This is a genomic window from Roseateles sp. UC29_93 (assembly GCF_042695725.1).
GTDB lineage: Bacteria > Pseudomonadota > Gammaproteobacteria > Burkholderiales > Burkholderiaceae_C > Roseateles > Roseateles noduli_A.
In genome coordinates this window covers 1,161,748-1,176,386 of sequence record NZ_CP170545.1, presented here as the reverse complement: position 1 = coordinate 1,176,386, position 14,639 = coordinate 1,161,748, and the positions used below count along the sequence as shown (strand labels likewise).

Here is a 14,639-nt window from a genome sequence, read left to right as displayed (position 1 = left end):
GTCTCGCCCGCCCGACGAGAATTCCAAAGAAGAACGCTTACCCCGCTCCATGAAGAACAACAACGATTCCAACGACACCGTCCTGGTGACCGGCTCCAGCCGGGGCATCGGGCGCGCGGTGGCGCTGCGCCTGGCGCGCGACGGCTACGACGTGGTGGTGCATTGCCGCAGCCGCGTCGAGGAAGCCGACGCCGTCGCCGCCGAGATCACGGCCCTGGGCCGCCAGGCCCGCGTGCTGCAGTTCGACGTCGCGGACCGCGAGGCCGCGTCGACCGCGCTGCTGGCCGATGTCGAGGCGCACGGCTGCTACTACGGCGTCGTCTGCAACGCCGGCATCGCCCGGGACGGCGCCTTCCCGGCGCTCAGCGGCGAGGACTGGGACCAGGTCATCCACACCAACCTGGATGCGTTCTACAACGTGCTGCACCCGCTGACGATGCCGCTGGTGCGCCGCCGCAAGCCGGGTCGCATCGTGACGCTGGCTTCCGTGTCGGGTGTCATGGGCAACCGGGGTCAGGTCAATTACAGCGCCAGCAAGGCCGGTATCATCGGCGCCACAAAAGCGCTGGCGGTCGAATTGGCCAGCCGGCAGATCACGGTGAACTGCGTCGCGCCCGGCCTGATCGCCACCGAGATGGTGGACGAGCGGGTCCTCGAGGAAGCGATGAAGCTGATCCCGGCGCAACGCGTCGGGACACCGGAGGAGGTGGCCGCCACGGTGGCCTTCCTGATGGGCAAGGACGCGGCCTACATCACCCGACAGGTGATCTCGGTCAACGGAGGAATGGTGGGATGAGGCGCGTCGTCGTCACGGGCATTGGGGCGATCAGCCCGTTGGGCTGCGATTGGGCCTCGGTGCTGGCCCACCTGCGCAGCCGCCGCAATGCCGTTCAGCACATCGACGAGTGGGACGAGTACGAGGGCCTGAACACCCGCGTCGGCGTGCCCGCCGCGCCCTTCCACCTGGACCCGGTCCGCTACAACCGCAAGACCACGCGCAGCATGGGCCGCGTCGCGCTGATGGCGGTGCGTGCCAGCGAGATGGCGCTGGAGCAGGCCGGTCTGCTCGGCGATCCGGTGCTCAAGGGCGGCAAGGTCGGCGTGTCCTATGGCTCGTCCGCCGGGACGCCCAAGGCCATCGGCGACTTCGGCCGCATGCTGCTGGAGAAGAGCACCGAGGGCATCAACGCCACGACCTACATCAAGATGATGTCGCACACGGCGCCGGTGAACATCGGCGTCACCTTCGGCCTGACCGGCCGCGTCGTCACGACCAGCAGCGCCTGCACGTCGGGCAGCCAGGGCCTGGGCTACGCCTACGAGATGGTGCGCAGCGGCCAGCAGGTCGCGATGCTGGCCGGCGGCGCGGAGGAACTCGACGCCACCGAGGCGGCGGTCTTCGACACGCTGTTCGCCACCAGCGTCAAGCACAACGACAGCCCGTCGCTGACGCCGCGCCCGTTCGACGTCCATCGCGACGGCCTGGTGCTGGGCGAGGGCGCCTGCACCTTCGTGCTGGAGGACTACGAGCACGCCAAGGCGCGCGGCGCGACGATGCTGGCCGAGGTGATCGGCTTCGGCACCAACAGCGACGGCTGCCACGTCACGCAGCCCAACGCGCCGACGATGGCGCAGGCGATGCGCCTGGCGCTGGAGAGCGCCGGCCTCGATGCGGCCGCGATCCCCTACGTCAATGCGCACGGCACCGCCACCGAGCACGGCGACGTGGCCGAGTCGCGCGCGACGAACGAGGTGTTCGGGCCGAAGGTCGCGATCTCCTCGCTGAAGAGCTACATGGGCCACACGCTGGGCGCGTGCGGCGCGCTCGAAGCGTGGATGACCATCGAGATGATGCGCGAGGGCTGGTTCGCCCCGACGCTCAACCTGACCGAGGTCGACCCGCGCTGCGGCGAGCTGGACTACGTGACCGGCGACGGCCGCGCGCTGCAGACCGACCTCGTGATGAGCAACAACTTCGCGTTCGGCGGCATCAACACGTCGCTGATCTTCCGCCGGATCTGAGGGCCGCGATTGCGGAACCCGCCCCCCTCACCACCGTCCTCAAGAAAGGGAATCCATGACCACGAAGAACAAGTACGCCCTCGTCATGAAGCGCTCGCTGGCCGTCGGCGTCGCCGCGCTGGGCCTGGCCGCCGGTGCCGCGCAGGCGCGCGACACGGTGCTGAACATCCCGCTGGCCGACGTGCTCGCCATGCCGGAAGCCGAAGGCAAGCTCGACGGTTCGGTCAAGTTCTTCCTGGCCGGCGCCAAGACGCCTCGCGTCGAGAAGCGCATGGGGTCGGACAGCTCCAACCAGAAGACCAATGGCATCGGCAAGTCCGACGAGTTCGGCTGCAAGTGGGCCGCCCTGAGCGCGCTGATCCAGTTCCAGAACAGCGCCAAACGCCAAGGCGCCAACGCCGTGGTCGACATGGTCAGCTACTACAAGAAGAACGAGACCCGCAGCGACACCACCTTCGAATGCCATGCCGGCGGCGTGATCATCGGCGTCGCGCTCAAGGGCACATACGCCAAGGTTGCCAACTGATCGGAGGGTCGACATGAAGCGTTTCCTGATTGCCGCCGCGCTGATCGCGGCCACCACGCTGTCGCAGGCGCGCGATTCCGTGCCGATGGTGGAACCCGGGCGGACCACCATCACCAACATCGACGGCCGGACGCCCGGGGTCGAACTCATGAGGAAGTCCATCGTCGAGGGCAGCGCCAAGCGCGGCTGGCGGCCTGGCAAGGAAGAGCCCGGTCGGATCGAGCTCGTCTACACGAAGGACAACGGCCGCATCGAGTGCGTCATCGCCGTGGCCTATGACGCGGACAGCCTGCAGATGAGCTACGTGTCCAGCCGCGAGCTGGGCTATGAAGTCAAGGACGGTGTTCCTCAGATCCATCCCAACTACAACAAGTGGCTGCCGTCCCTGACCAAGGACATCCAAGCCGCGGCGCGCCGTTGAGCGCGCGCCGTTTTCCTTTTCTCAACCACAACAACGACTTTTCAGGGAGTTCTCCATGCGTCGTCATTTCCTTCGCGTCTTCGCGATCGCCGGCCTGATGGGCCTTGCCGCCCTGCAGGGCTGCGCCACCCGGGTCAAGGCCACCGCGCTCGACAACCCGCCGCCCACGGAAGCCTTCAAGGCCTTCGGCCGCATCGAAGTGCAGCCGCTGCGCGTGGCGGACGGCATCAAGGCCAGCCCGGCGGGCGTGGCCAAGATCCAGGAGAACCTGACCAAGGATCTGTCCACCGCGCTGCCCGAGTGGAACGCCGGCCCGGACAACGGCCGCAAGCTGACCATCCTGCCAGTGCTCGAGCAGCTGCAGTTCACGCACGGCGCCAAGCGCATCCTGCTGGGACCGCTGGCCGGCAGCTCGGGCGTGCTGCTGCGTCTGCGCATCATCGACGACAAGGGCCGCGTGGTCGCGACGCCGGAGTTCTTCCAGCGCGCCGACGCCATGGCCGCTGGCTTCGTGATGGGCGTGCATGACAACATCATGCTGACCCGCGTCGCCAACCTGGCCAGCGGCTACGTGCTGGCGAACTACAGCGTCGCCAAGGGCGGCCCGACCGGCGCGGACGACAAGGCGCTGGCTCCCGCCACTGCCACCGCCAAGTGACGAGGATGGCGGCAGGCGATCAAAGTCGCGTGTCGCCGCCGTTCCTTCGCCTGGCGCTGACGACGCGGACCGGTCTGTCCGGTCCGCCGTTGTCGCCCGAAGACCTGCTGCCGGGCGAGCGCGCCCGGCTCGCGGGACGCCGCAACGACGACGCGCGGGAGCGCTTCGTCGAAGGACGTCGGCTGCTGCGGCAACTGACGACTGTTCCTCCCGATATCGATGCCGACGGACGCAGCACGCTGCCGTCCGGGCACATCAATCTCTCCCACAGCGGCGACTGGCTGTTCGCCGGCGCTTGCGCGCTGCCGATCGGCGTCGACATCGAAGTGCTGCGACCACGTCGCGGCGACCTGCTCGCGTTGTCGCGGCAGGTGCACGGCGAGGCGCAATGCGCGGAGATCGAGCGGCTGCGGACCCTCGGCCGCGACGGCGATGCACTCGCGGTGTTCTACGGCTGGTGGACGCTCAAGGAAGCGTGGCTGAAGTGCCGGGGACGCGGACTCGACTTCGCGCAGATGCGCGCCCTCGAATTCCAACCGATCGACGACACCGGCGTGTCGGCCGATGCCGATCCCACTGTCGATCCCAACGCTGATGCCCATGTCGACGTCGACGCGCGGCGCGCGGACTGCGCCTGCGCCCGCATGGAAGGCCTCGGCCTGATGCTCGCCGTCGTCGTGGAGGGCGCTCTCCCGGGGCGCGGTCTGCGCCCGCATGACCTTCCCGAGGAGATGGCCGGCGAACCGCTGCGCTGGCAACTCCTAGAATCGCGGCCCTCCGCCTGAAGTTGTTGTCGCCCATGTCCACCCCGATCGCCATCACCCGTCACCAGGGCCTCGAAGCCCTTGAACTCCGCGCCCCCGGCGGCGCCCGCGCGACGCTGCTGCTGCACGGCGCCCATCTGGTGTCGTGGGTGCCCGCCGGCGCCGATGAGCAGCTCTTCCTGTCGCCGAAGAGCGCCTTCGCCACCGGCCAGGCGATCCGCGGCGGCGTGCCGGTGATCTTTCCGCAGTTCGCGACCCGCGGCCCGCTGCAGCGCCACGGCTTCGCGCGCGGCAAGCCCTGGCAGCTGGTCAGCGCCGAGTCGGGCAAGGAAGACGCGCTCGCCGTCCTGCGCCTGAGCGACGACAACGCCACCCGCATGGTCTGGCCGCACGCCTTCGAGGCCGAGATCAGCATCCGCATCGCCGGCCGCGCGCTGCAGATCGAGCTCGCCTGCGAGAACAAGGGCGACGCCCCGCTGTCCTTCACCGCCGCGCTGCACACCTACCTGCGGCTGACGCAGATCATGTCGGCCTCGGTGCAGGGTCTGTCGGGTCTGGCGTATTGGGACTCCGCCGCCGAACGCGCGGGCACCCAGCACGAAGACCTGCTGCGTCTGGACGGCGAGATGGATCGCATCTACCAGGACGCCCGGCACGACCTGACCCTGCGCGACGGCGACCGCCGCGTGGCGATCCGCCAGCAGGGCTTCACCGACGCCGTGATCTGGAATCCCGGCCAGGAGAAGGGCGACGCGCTCGCCGACATGCCCGAGGGCGGCTGGAAGCAGATGCTGTGCGTCGAGGCCGCGCAGGTGCTCAAGCCGATCGAGCTGCCGCCGGGCGAGACCTGGGCGGGGATGCAGACGCTCGAACTGCTCTGATCCGCCGCATCGGCGCATCGCCTTAGCAGCGCAGCAGCAGCAGCAGCAGCAGCAGCACGGCAGCTGCGGCGCCACCTCCGCGTCGGCGGTGATGCGCGGTAAGCTGGCCCGTCCTTCACGGCACGGAGACAGCATGGCCGACAAGAAGTCCAAGAGCGGTGGCAAGCGCAGCGACGACAGGAGCAGCGCCAAGAGCGGCAACGACAAAGGCAGCAGCGACAAGGGCGGCAACGACAAGGGCAGCGGCAAGAACGGCAAGCTGTCGAAGTCGGACTACCTGGACCGCCTGCAGCCGATGCAGGTCGAGCTCAACAACCTCGCGCGCTGGCTGCAGCACACGCGCAAGCGGCTGCTGATCATCGTCGAGGGCCGCGACACTGCCGGGAAGGGCGGCGTCATCAGTGCGATCTCCGAGACGCTGAGTCCGCGCCAGTGCCGCACCGTCGCGCTGGGCAAACCCAGCGAGCGCGAGCAGGGCGAGTGGTACTTCCAGCGTTACCTGACGCACCTGCCGTCGGCGGGGGAGATCGTGCTCTTCGACCGCAGCTGGTACAACCGCGCCGGCGTCGAGGCGGTGATGGGCTTCTGCACGCCGCAGCAGACGGAGGACTTCCTGAAGCAGGCGCCGGTGCTGGAGCGGCTGCTCGTCGACGACGGCGTGCTGCTGTTCAAGTACTGGCTGACGGTCGATCAGCAGCAGCAGGAAGAGCGCTTCGCCGAGCGCGCCGAGGATCCGCTGAAGCAGTGGAAGCTCTCGCCGATCGACCTTGAGGCGCGACAGCATTACGAGGACTACGGCCGCGCGCGCGACCGCATGCTCGAACACACGCACACGAAGCAGGCGCCCTGGACGCTGGTCGACTTCAACGATCAACGCCGCGGCCGTCTGACCGTGATCCGCCATCTGCTGGACCATCTGCCGGACGTCACCGTGCCGGCGAAGGAACTGAAGTTCCCGCCGGTGAAGGGCGGTCTGAAGGAAGAGCGCTTCGGCTGGAAGCTCAAGCCGATCAAGAGCCTTTGAATCTCAGAGCACGACGACCGCGTCCGGCAGCTCGTTGCGCGGCACCGCGCCGGCTTCGGGCGGGAAGTGCTGCGCCAGCAGCGCCTCGACGGCACGGATCGCTTCCACCAGCCCCTGCTCGAACTGACCGCCGCGCAGCGACTCCCGCAGCCCGTCGACGATGGGCTGCCATTGCGCCGCGCTGACGCGCCGGTTCAAGCCGCGGTCCGCGACGATCTCGATCGCGTGCTCCGCGAGCAGCAGATAGATGAGCACGCCGTTGTTGTGCTCGGTGTCCCAGACGCGCAGCTTGCCGAACAGCGCCAGCGCGCGCTGTCGCGCCGTCAGGCCGCGCCACAGGTAGCTGATCGGCAGGCTGGCTTCCACGCACAGGCGGATCTCGCCGGCGTGGCTCAGCTCGCTCTCGGTGACCCGCGCGGACAGGCGCGCCAGCGCCGCGGCCGGCAGCACGCGCCGCACGTCGGCCTCGTCCCAGAAGCGGTGGCGGAAGAAGCGCCCCAGCCGGCTCGTGTCGCCGGCGTGGCGGACGTCGTGATCGGTGGGTCGGTCCATCACCAGTCTCCCGAAGCGCCGCCGCCGCCGAAGTCGCCGCCGCCGCCGGACGAGAAGCCGCCGCCGTCGCTGCCGCCACCCCAACTGCCGCCGCCGTCGCCACCACCGCCGCCCCAGATGATCGGCGGCGAGATGCCCCCGGACCCATGGGCGCTGCGCCGGTAACCACTGTAGGAAGGACTCGCGCTGCGCCGTCGCGCCGCGCCGATGCCGAGCACGCCGACCAGGATCAGCGACGCGACCGCCGCGCCGGCACCCAGCAGCAGGCTGTTGCTCAGGCCCCAGCCGACGGCGCCCGCGCCGACGCCGGTGAACAGGCTGCCGATCTTGCGGCCGAAGATCGAGGTCAGCACCGCGCCCACCAGCGGCACGGCGAGGAAGGCGATCATCGCGATCTCGCCGATGTCGATGTTGTGGCCGCCGCCGGACTTCGATGACCGCGGCGTCGGCGCCGGCAGGTGCTCGCCGCGGATGCGCGCCTGCAGCGAGTCGATCGCGCGGTTCAGTCCCCCGGCGTAGTCGCCGGCCTTGAACGCGGGCGTGATGTCGCGCTCGATGATCTGCCGGGCGGCGAGGTCGGGCACCGCGCCCTCGAGCGCCTTGGCCGTCTGGATGTTGATGCGCCGGTCATCCTTCGCGACGATGACCAGCAGCCCGTCGCCGACGTCGCGGCGGCCGATCTTCCACTGGTCGCCGAGGCGCTGCGCGAACGCGGCGATGTCCTCCGGCGCGGTGGTGCGCACCATCAGCACCACGATCTGCGGGCCGGCCTCGCGCTCGAAGGCGGCCAGCTTCGCGTCGAGCGCCTCGCGCTGCGCGGTGCTCAGCGTCCCGGTCTGGTCGATGACGCGGCCGCTGAGCGGCGGTATCGGCTGGACGTCCTGCGCCCGCGCGCGCGGCAGCATGCCGACACTCATCAGCAGGCCGAAGAAGACCAGCGCCAGCAACCGCCACACGTGTCGCGACAAGTGATGCGACGACAGCCGCCGGTGCGGCAACGGGAGCGAGGCCGCCCGCATGCGCGGGGCCTCAGTTCGACGCGGGCGAGGCCGCCGGGGCCGGGGCCGGCGTTGTCGTCGCCGGCGGGGTGGCGGGCGTAGCCGGCTTGTCGAAGCCACCGTCGGCGGCGCGGAGATCGCCGCCTCGTTCTGCACGGTGAAGTTGGGCTTGGTGTCGTAGCCGAAGACCTTCGCCGTCAGGTTGGTCGGGAAGCGGCGGGTCAGCACGTTGTATTCCTGCACCGACTTGATGTAACGGTTGCGTGCAACGGTGATGCGGTTCTCCGTGCCCTCAAGCTGGACGCGCAGGTCGCGGAAGCCCTGGTTGGCCTGCAGCTGCGGGTAGCGTTCGCTGACGACCATCAGCCGGCTCAGCGCGCCGGAGAGCTCGCCCTGCGCGGCCTGGAACTTCTGCAGCGCGGCGGGGTCCCGCGCCAGTTCGGGCGTGACCTGGATGCTGGTGGCCTTGGCGCGCGCCTCGACGACCTTGGTCAGCGTGTCCTGCTCGAAGCTGGCTTCGCCCTTCACCGTGTTGACGATGTTGGGGATCAGGTCGCTGCGGCGCTGGTACTGGCTGAGCACCTCGGACCAGCTGGCGTTGACCTGCTCGTCCAGGCTCTGGAACTCGTTGTAGCCGCAGCCGGTGAGCGCCATCGGCGCGCCCACGATCAGCGCGGCGGCCGCGGTGGCGCGAAGCGACGAGCGAATGGCGTTGAATGGGCGGGACAGGGTCGAAGTCATCAGCGGATCCTCCTAGTGCGCAGCGGCATATCGTGTGCCGGGTCCCGGAATTCAAGAGCGGGGGCCCGAGCATAATCCCCTCCCCATGAGCGCCCCCCTTCAGAACGACGTCTTCCTGCGCGCCTGCCTGCGCGAACCCACCGAGTACACCCCCGTCTGGCTGATGCGTCAGGCGGGCCGCTACCTGCCCGAGTACCGCGACACGCGTGCCAAGGCGGGCAGCTTCATGGGGCTGGCCACCAACAGGGACTATGCGACCGAGGTCACCCTCCAGCCGCTGGAGCGCTATCCGCTGGACGCGGCGATCCTGTTCAGCGACATCCTGACCGTGCCGGACGCGATGGGCCTGGGTCTGTCGTTCGCGCAGGGCGAGGGTCCGAAGTTCGAGAAGGTCGTCCGCGACGAGGCCGCCGTGAACGCGCTGGCCGTGCCGGACATGGGCAAGCTGCGCTACGTCTTCGACGCGGTGACCTCGATCCGGACCGCGCTGAACGGCCGCGTGCCGCTGATCGGTTTCTCCGGCAGCCCGTGGACGCTGGCCTGCTACATGGTCGAGGGCGGCGGCTCCGACGACTACCGCCACGTCAAGAGCCTGATGTACGCGCGTCCCGACCTGATGCACCGCATCCTGTCGATCAACGCCGATGCGGTCGCCGCCTACCTGAACGCGCAGATCGAGGCCGGCGCCCAGGCGGTGATGGTGTTCGATTCCTGGGGCGGCGTGCTGGCCGACGGCCAGTTCCAGCAGTTCAGCCTGGCGTATTCGCGCCGCGTGCTGTCGCAGCTCAAGGGCGAACACGACGGCCGCCGCATCCCCAAGCTGCTGTTCACCAAGGGCGGCGGGCTGTGGCTGGACGAGATCGCCACGGCCGGCGCCGACGTCGTCGGCCTGGACTGGACGGTCAACCTCGGCCGCGCGCGGGCGCAGGTGCAGGACCGCGTCGCGCTGCAAGGCAACCTCGATCCGAACGTCCTGTTCGCGCCGCCGGCCGCGGTGCGCGAGCAGGCGCGCGCGGTGCTCGACAGCTTCGGCGCGCCGCAGCGCGCGGACGGCGGCTGGGGCGGACACGTGTTCAACCTGGGCCACGGCATCAGCCAGTTCACGCCGCCGGAAAGCGTCGCCGAACTGGTCGACGAAGTGCATAAGCATTCGCGCAAACTGCGCAAGGGCACGGCGTAGTTATCCCCAAATTCGTGCATGTCACCGAAACGCAGCACATGCGTGGCATCGGAGCTAGGGCTTTCCCCGATGGGCGCGTAAGTCGTTGATTTCAAAGGGGTGTCCGCGTTTCCCCGGAATTTGACGCCCGAGAGGCGCCGCGGCGCCAATCCTGGCGGCCCCAGAAAAGCCAGCGCGTTTCCCACAAAGTTATCCACAGGCTTTCGACCCCGTTGTGAACACCTTTGGAAATCAGGCACTTGGCGCGTTTTCCTCATGGCCGGTGGAGGCCGGAGGGGACGGCGCGAGCGGTGATATCCGGCGCCGGGGGCCGGGCCGATGAGCGAGAGTCCGCCCCTGCGCCGCGTGCGGGTGGCCGTGGAGGCGCCGCAGCACAGCGGGCTGACCGGGCCGCTGGATTACCTCGGCCCGCAAGACTTGACCCCCGGCACCCTGGTGCATGTGACGCTGGGCCGCCGCAACGTGATGGGGCTGGTGTGGGACGACCTGCCCGAGGGCCAGGACTTGCCCGAGGAAGAGCAACTGCCCGAGTCGGAGTTGCGGCCGGTGGGCGAGGCCCTCGATGCGTTGCCGCCCTTGTCCGATCGTTGGCGCCGGCTGCTCGACTTCGCGGCGCAGTACTACCAGCGCAGCGTCGGCGAGCTGGCGCTGGCGGTGCTCCCGCCGCAACTGCGGGACCTCGACGCGAAGCAGCTGCAGGCGCGGCTGAAGAAGCTCGACAAGGCCGATGCGGCAGCGGCGAAGGCCGTGGCCGAAGTGCAGGACGGGTCGCCGGCCTCGCCGGAGCGCCCGGCGCTGACCGCGCAGCAGCAGGCGGCCCTGGACGCGCTGGCCGAGCTGGCCGGCCGCGACGCCCCACCGCCCGCGCTGCTGTGGGGACTGACCGGCAGCGGCAAGACCGAGATCTACCTGCGCGCCGCCGAAGCCGCGCTGGAACGCGGGCAGCAGGTCCTCGTGCTGGTGCCTGAGATCAATCTGACGCCGCAGCTCGAGGCACGTTTCGCCGAGCGCTTCGCGGGTCGTTCGATCGTGTCGCTGCACAGCGCGCTGACGCCGGCGCAGCGCCTGCGCAACTGGCTCGCGGCGCACTTGGGGCGCGCGCAACTGGTGCTGGGCACGCGGCTGGCGGTGTTCGCGTCGATGCCGCGGCTGGGCTTGATCGTCGTCGACGAGGAGCACGACCCCTCCTACAAGCAGCAGGACGGTGCACGCTACTCCGCGCGAGATCTGGCCGTCTATCGCGGCCATCTGGAGAAGGTGCCCGTGGTGCTCGGCTCGGCGACGCCGTCGCTGGAAAGCTGGCAGCACGCGCTGGGCGGCCGTTATCGGCGCATCGATCTCACCGAGCGCATCGGCGGCGGCGCGCTGCCGCGCGTCCGGCTCTTCGACATGAACCGGCTCGAACGCAAGAAGGGCGTGACGACGGCGCTGTCGGTGCCGCTGCTGGACGCGATGCGCAAGCGGCTGGAGCGTGGCGAGCAGAGCCTCGTGTTCCTGAACCGCCGCGGCTACGCGCCGGTGCTGCACTGCGACCAGTGCAACTGGAAGAGCGACTGCCCGCATTGCAGCGCGCACCAGGTCTTCCACAAGGAGGACAGGACGCTGCGCTGCCACCACTGCGGCGTGACGACGCGCGTGCCGCGCGCCTGCCCGTCCTGCGGCAACCCGGACATCGCCCCGCTGGGGCGCGGCACGGAGCGGCTGGAGGAGCAGCTCGCGCTGGCGCTGCCCGGCGCGCGGGTGGCGCGCATCGACGCGGACACGACCCGGCTCAAGGGCAGCCTGGAAACGCAGCTGGCCGCGGTGCATGACGGCGAGGTCGACATCCTCGTCGGCACGCAGATGGTCGCCAAGGGCCACGACTTCCGCCGCATCACGCTGGTGGCCGCCGTGAACCCGGACGGCGCGCTGTTCAGCAGCGACTTCCGCGCGCCGGAGCGGCTCTTCTCGCTGCTGATGCAGGCGGGCGGCCGCGCGGGGCGCGACGCCGCGCAGGCGGCCGCGAGCGAGATGTGGATCCAGACCTGGTATCCCGAGCACGCGCTCTACCAGTCGCTGCAGAAGCACGATTACGAGGCCTTCGCCGGCAGCCAGCTGCATGAGCGGATGACGGCGAACCTGCCGCCGTTCGCGCATCTGGCGCTGGTACGGGCGGAAGGGCGCAGCGTCGAGGCCGCGCGCGATTTCCTCACCGCCGCGCAGGAGGCGGCGCAGGCGCTGCCCTTGTCGCTGGGCCTGCTGCTCTATCCGCCGGTGCCGATGGCCATCGCGCGCGTGGCCGACAGCGAGCGCTTCCAGATGCTGATCGAAGCCGGCAACCGCGCGCAGCTCCAACGTTTCCTGCGCGCCTGGCTGCCCGAGCTGCACGCGCTCAAGCGGCGTCAGAAGGGCCTGACGCGGTGGGCGGTGGACGTGGATCCGTTGGCGATCTAGGGAAGCCCGGTCGCCGCGGATTCAGAGCAGGCGCGAGAGCGCTTCTTCCAGCACCGGCCAGGCGGCGCGCGCGGCGGCCAGGGCGTCCTCGGAGCCCGTCGCGGCCTCTTCGGCATCGAGCTCCAGCTGCCTCGCGACCTCGGCCGCCTCGGCATGCCCCAGCGTCAGCAGCACGCTCTTGAGGCTGTGCGCGAGATGGCGCAGCTTGACGTGTTCGCCGCGTTCGCAGGCGAGGCGCCCGTTGGCGATGTCGAGCGGGAACTGCATCCGGCAGCGCGCGAGGAAGGCCTGGTACAGCGCGGCGTTGCCGCCGAAGTACTGTTCGATGGCGGCCTGGTGGATCGACGGCATCGCCGCGGGCGGCGGCACATCGCGCAGGCCGTCCAGGCAGGATTGCAGATCCCCCAGCGAGCAGGGCTTGGACAGGAAACGCGTCACGCCGAGCGCCTCCAGCTGTTCGCGCACGGCCGGGTTGAGTCCGGCGCTGAACACGGCCAGCCGCGCCGTGCCGCGCAGCTCGGGCCGTTGTTTGAGCGTCTGCAGCAGGTCCAGGCCGTGCCGTCCCGGCAGCATCAGGTCGCTGATGACCAGGTCGAAGCTCTGGGTCGCGAGCGCGAGCAGCGCCTCGTCGACGGAGATGCAGGCCTGCAGGCGCACCTCGTCATCCTCCAGGGCCATGGAGACGAAGCGTTGCAGGGTGGTGTCGTCCTCTACCAGGAGGACCCGGACGCGGGACGCCATGATCAAAACCCGCCGAGGTCGACCGGCTTCAACCGGCGAACTGCGGCTGACGGGCCTGGATGCGCTGGATGGCGGCGCCGAGCAGCGGCGGCAGATCGGTCACGAGCCGGGGCTTGTGCACCAGCGGCAGGCCGGCCAGCGCGAATGCGTAGGGCGCGCGCTGCTGCTCGTCGAGCGCGGTGACGAAGATCAGTTCGCTGCTGGCGAACTGCGGCTGCGAGCGCAGGCTGGTCACCAGCGCCGCGCCGTCGATGCCGGGCAGCAGGATGTCGACCAGCAGGATCTCGGGCTGCAGCTGCCCGTACATGACCAGACCGCCGATGCCGTCGTTGGCCGTGTGCAGGTCCAGGTCGGGGAACTCCTGCTGCGCCAGCAGCATGACGAGGTTCTGGTAGTGGACCGAGTCCTCGATCAGCAGCGCCTTCAGGCGCTGCGGGGCGCCGTCGGCGGGCGACAGGTCGGCCGGCTTGGTCGGCGCCAGGCCGCGGCCGGTCAGCCACGCGTCCAGCGACGCACGCAGGATCCGGCGGTGCCCGCCCGGCGTGCGCCAGGCCTGGAGCTCGCCGCGGTCGACCATCAGCTGCACCGATCGGACGGCCATGCCGAGGCGCTGCGCCACTTCGCGCGTGCTGAAATCCTCTTGCATGTCGTCAGGTGTACGGGCAATGGCAGTCATGAGTCGATTTTGCCGAATTAACCAAACTTGTAGGTGGGCAATATCCCCATTTATAAGCGATAAAACTGATATCGGGTGTGACTTCGGTGGCGGGTGGGGGCATCCCTCGCGGTCGAGTGGCGCGAACTCTGGTGCAATCCGGAGCCGAGGAGATGCGATGACGAAGCGATGGACCGGACAGACCGCGACGCTCCGGCTGACCCGGACCTGGGCCGCGGGACTGCTGGTGGCGGTGGCGCCGGGCGCATGGAGCGCCCCGGCGTCCGCGCCTGCGCCCGTCAACGCCGCCGCCAGCCCGGCGCTGCAACGCGTGCTCGCCCACGGCGTGCTCCGCGTCTGCATCTGGCCGGACTACTACGGCATCACCTACCGGCATCCGCGCGACGAGACGCTCAGCGGCATCGACATCGATCTTTCCAATGAACTGGCCAAGGAACTCGGCGTTCGCCTGCGGTACGTCGAGTCCTCGTTCCGGCGCCTGATCCCGGACCTCGAGGCGGAGCGCTGCGACGTCGCGATGTTCGCCGTCGCCGTGCTGCCGCAGCGGGCGGTGGCCCTGTCCTTCACGCAGCCCTATCTGCAGAGCGACATCTACGCCATCGCGAGTCGCGCGAGCCGCGTCGTCAAGCGCTGGGAGGACATCGATCAGCCGGGCGTGGTGGTCGCCGTGCAGACCGGCACGTCGACGGAGCAGGTGATGCGCGACACGCTCAAGCGCGCGACGCTGCTGGTGGTGCAGCCCCCCGCGACGCGCGAGCGCGAACTGGAGTCCGGCCGCGCCGACGTCTTCATGACCGACTATCCGTACAGCCGCCGGCTGCTGGACAACGCCGACTGGGCGCAGCTGATCGCGTCGCCCAAGCCCTTCCACGTCCTGCCGTATGCCTACGCGATCAAGCGCGGCGATGCCGTCTGGCTGGCGCGGCTGGACGAATTCGTCGGGCGCATCAAGCGCGACGGCCGCCTGCGCGCCGCCGCGGAGCGCCACGGCCTGAGCGCGATCGTCGTGCCCTGAGGCGGAG

The 14,639-nt window shown here is 69.7% G+C and carries 15 protein-coding genes and 1 pseudogene; 11 read left to right on the top strand and 5 right to left on the bottom strand.

Annotation, left to right across the window (positions count from 1 at the left end; translation table 11 throughout):
- Positions 1-49 precede the first annotated feature (49 nt).
- The 8 genes from fabG (at position 50) to ppk2 (ending at position 6,296) form a co-directional block, all read left to right on the top strand.
- Positions 50-796, top strand: a complete 747-nt coding sequence (gene fabG, locus ACFJIX_RS05460; RefSeq protein WP_377158305.1) for a 3-oxoacyl-ACP reductase FabG — start codon at positions 50-52, stop codon at positions 794-796.
- Entirely contained in the window at positions 793-2,022 is a 1,230-nt protein-coding gene (locus ACFJIX_RS05455; protein ID WP_377158303.1) for a beta-ketoacyl-ACP synthase, read from the top strand. Before fabG ends, ACFJIX_RS05455 begins: the two co-directional genes overlap by 4 nt.
- Before the next feature lie 55 nt (positions 2,023-2,077).
- A complete protein-coding gene (locus tag ACFJIX_RS05450) occupies positions 2,078-2,548 on the top strand; it encodes an excinuclease ATPase subunit (RefSeq protein ID WP_377158302.1) in 471 nt (156 codons plus the stop codon).
- 13 nt (positions 2,549-2,561) lie between these two features.
- A complete protein-coding gene (locus tag ACFJIX_RS05445) occupies positions 2,562-2,969 on the top strand; it encodes a hypothetical protein (protein WP_377158300.1) in 408 nt (135 codons plus the stop codon).
- Positions 2,970-3,024: 55 nt separating this feature from the next.
- Positions 3,025-3,627: a hypothetical protein gene (locus tag ACFJIX_RS05440; RefSeq protein WP_377158298.1), complete on the top strand. Its 603-nt coding sequence runs from the start codon at positions 3,025-3,027 to the stop codon at positions 3,625-3,627.
- Positions 3,628-3,656: 29 nt separating this feature from the next.
- Complete coding sequence (locus ACFJIX_RS05435; RefSeq protein WP_377158297.1) at positions 3,657-4,412, top strand: 4'-phosphopantetheinyl transferase family protein; 756 nt, start codon at positions 3,657-3,659, stop codon at positions 4,410-4,412.
- Positions 4,413-4,426: 14 nt separating this feature from the next.
- On the top strand, positions 4,427-5,272 hold the full coding sequence (locus ACFJIX_RS05430; RefSeq protein WP_377158295.1) for a D-hexose-6-phosphate mutarotase: 846 nt from the start codon (positions 4,427-4,429) through the stop codon (positions 5,270-5,272).
- 133 nt (positions 5,273-5,405) lie between these two features.
- Complete coding sequence (gene ppk2 / locus ACFJIX_RS05425) at positions 5,406-6,296, top strand: polyphosphate kinase 2 (RefSeq protein ID WP_377158293.1); 891 nt, start codon at positions 5,406-5,408, stop codon at positions 6,294-6,296.
- A 3-nt stretch (positions 6,297-6,299) separates the two neighbouring features.
- Here ppk2 and ACFJIX_RS05420 read toward each other — a convergent pair whose 3' ends face one another.
- The 3 genes and pseudogenes from ACFJIX_RS05420 to ACFJIX_RS05410 all read right to left on the bottom strand — a co-directional run bounded on the left by ACFJIX_RS05420 (position 6,300) and on the right by ACFJIX_RS05410 (position 8,500).
- Positions 6,300-6,848, bottom strand: coding sequence for a TPM domain-containing protein (locus ACFJIX_RS05420; RefSeq protein ID WP_377158291.1), 549 nt, complete (start codon positions 6,846-6,848; stop codon positions 6,300-6,302).
- Entirely contained in the window at positions 6,848-7,753 is a 906-nt protein-coding gene (locus tag ACFJIX_RS05415; RefSeq protein WP_377161628.1) for a TPM domain-containing protein, read from the bottom strand. The genes ACFJIX_RS05420 and ACFJIX_RS05415 overlap by 1 nt, the downstream gene beginning before the upstream one ends.
- A gap of 124 nt (positions 7,754-7,877) precedes the next feature.
- Positions 7,878-8,500 (bottom strand): annotated as a pseudogene (locus ACFJIX_RS05410) (LemA family protein).
- A 172-nt stretch (positions 8,501-8,672) separates the two neighbouring features.
- Between ACFJIX_RS05410 and hemE the strand changes: the two are divergent.
- Positions 8,673-9,767 (top strand): uroporphyrinogen decarboxylase, encoded by a 1,095-nt coding sequence (gene hemE, locus ACFJIX_RS05405; RefSeq protein ID WP_377158289.1) that lies wholly within the window; start codon positions 8,673-8,675, stop codon positions 9,765-9,767.
- Between the two features lie 318 nt (positions 9,768-10,085).
- A complete protein-coding gene (locus ACFJIX_RS05400) occupies positions 10,086-12,200 on the top strand; it encodes a primosomal protein N' (protein ID WP_377158288.1) in 2,115 nt (704 codons plus the stop codon).
- Between the two features lie 21 nt (positions 12,201-12,221).
- Here the strand turns inward: ACFJIX_RS05400 and ACFJIX_RS05395 are convergent, their stop codons facing one another.
- Positions 12,222-12,941 (bottom strand): response regulator, encoded by a 720-nt coding sequence (locus tag ACFJIX_RS05395; protein ID WP_377158286.1) that lies wholly within the window; start codon positions 12,939-12,941, stop codon positions 12,222-12,224.
- A gap of 28 nt (positions 12,942-12,969) precedes the next feature.
- The gene (locus ACFJIX_RS05390; RefSeq protein ID WP_377158285.1) at positions 12,970-13,587 is read right to left on the bottom strand and encodes a helix-turn-helix domain-containing protein; all 618 of its coding nucleotides are present in this window, start codon (positions 13,585-13,587) and stop codon (positions 12,970-12,972) included.
- Positions 13,588-13,774: 187 nt separating this feature from the next.
- On the opposite strand from ACFJIX_RS05390, the gene ACFJIX_RS05385 reads away from it, so the two are divergent.
- On the top strand, positions 13,775-14,632 hold the full coding sequence (locus ACFJIX_RS05385) for a substrate-binding periplasmic protein (RefSeq protein ID WP_377158284.1): 858 nt from the start codon (positions 13,775-13,777) through the stop codon (positions 14,630-14,632).
- The last annotated feature ends 7 nt before the right edge of the window (positions 14,633-14,639 follow it).

Bases quoted from the DNA above. Each gene is read 5' to 3' on its own strand.
- fabG (WP_377158305.1), top strand. From the start codon at position 50: ATGAAGAACAACAACGATTCCAACGACACCGTCCTGGTGACCGGCTCC.
- ACFJIX_RS05455 (WP_377158303.1), top strand. From the start codon at position 793: ATGAGGCGCGTCGTCGTCACGGGCATTGGGGCGATCAGCCCGTTGGGC.
- ACFJIX_RS05450 (WP_377158302.1), top strand. From the start codon at position 2,078: ATGACCACGAAGAACAAGTACGCCCTCGTCATGAAGCGCTCGCTGGCC.
- ACFJIX_RS05445 (WP_377158300.1), top strand. From the start codon at position 2,562: ATGAAGCGTTTCCTGATTGCCGCCGCGCTGATCGCGGCCACCACGCTG.
- ACFJIX_RS05440 (WP_377158298.1), top strand. From the start codon at position 3,025: ATGCGTCGTCATTTCCTTCGCGTCTTCGCGATCGCCGGCCTGATGGGC.
- ACFJIX_RS05430 (WP_377158295.1), top strand. From the start codon at position 4,427: ATGTCCACCCCGATCGCCATCACCCGTCACCAGGGCCTCGAAGCCCTT.
- ppk2 (WP_377158293.1), top strand. From the start codon at position 5,406: ATGGCCGACAAGAAGTCCAAGAGCGGTGGCAAGCGCAGCGACGACAGG.
- ACFJIX_RS05420 (WP_377158291.1), bottom strand. From the start codon at position 6,848: ATGGACCGACCCACCGATCACGACGTCCGCCACGCCGGCGACACGAGC.
- ACFJIX_RS05415 (WP_377161628.1), bottom strand. From the start codon at position 7,753: ATGCTGCCGCGCGCGCGGGCGCAGGACGTCCAGCCGATACCGCCGCTC.
- hemE (WP_377158289.1), top strand. From the start codon at position 8,673: ATGAGCGCCCCCCTTCAGAACGACGTCTTCCTGCGCGCCTGCCTGCGC.
- ACFJIX_RS05400 (WP_377158288.1), top strand. From the start codon at position 10,086: ATGAGCGAGAGTCCGCCCCTGCGCCGCGTGCGGGTGGCCGTGGAGGCG.
- ACFJIX_RS05395 (WP_377158286.1), bottom strand. From the start codon at position 12,941: ATGGCGTCCCGCGTCCGGGTCCTCCTGGTAGAGGACGACACCACCCTG.
- ACFJIX_RS05390 (WP_377158285.1), bottom strand. From the start codon at position 13,587: ATGCAAGAGGATTTCAGCACGCGCGAAGTGGCGCAGCGCCTCGGCATG.
- ACFJIX_RS05385 (WP_377158284.1), top strand. From the start codon at position 13,775: ATGACGAAGCGATGGACCGGACAGACCGCGACGCTCCGGCTGACCCGG.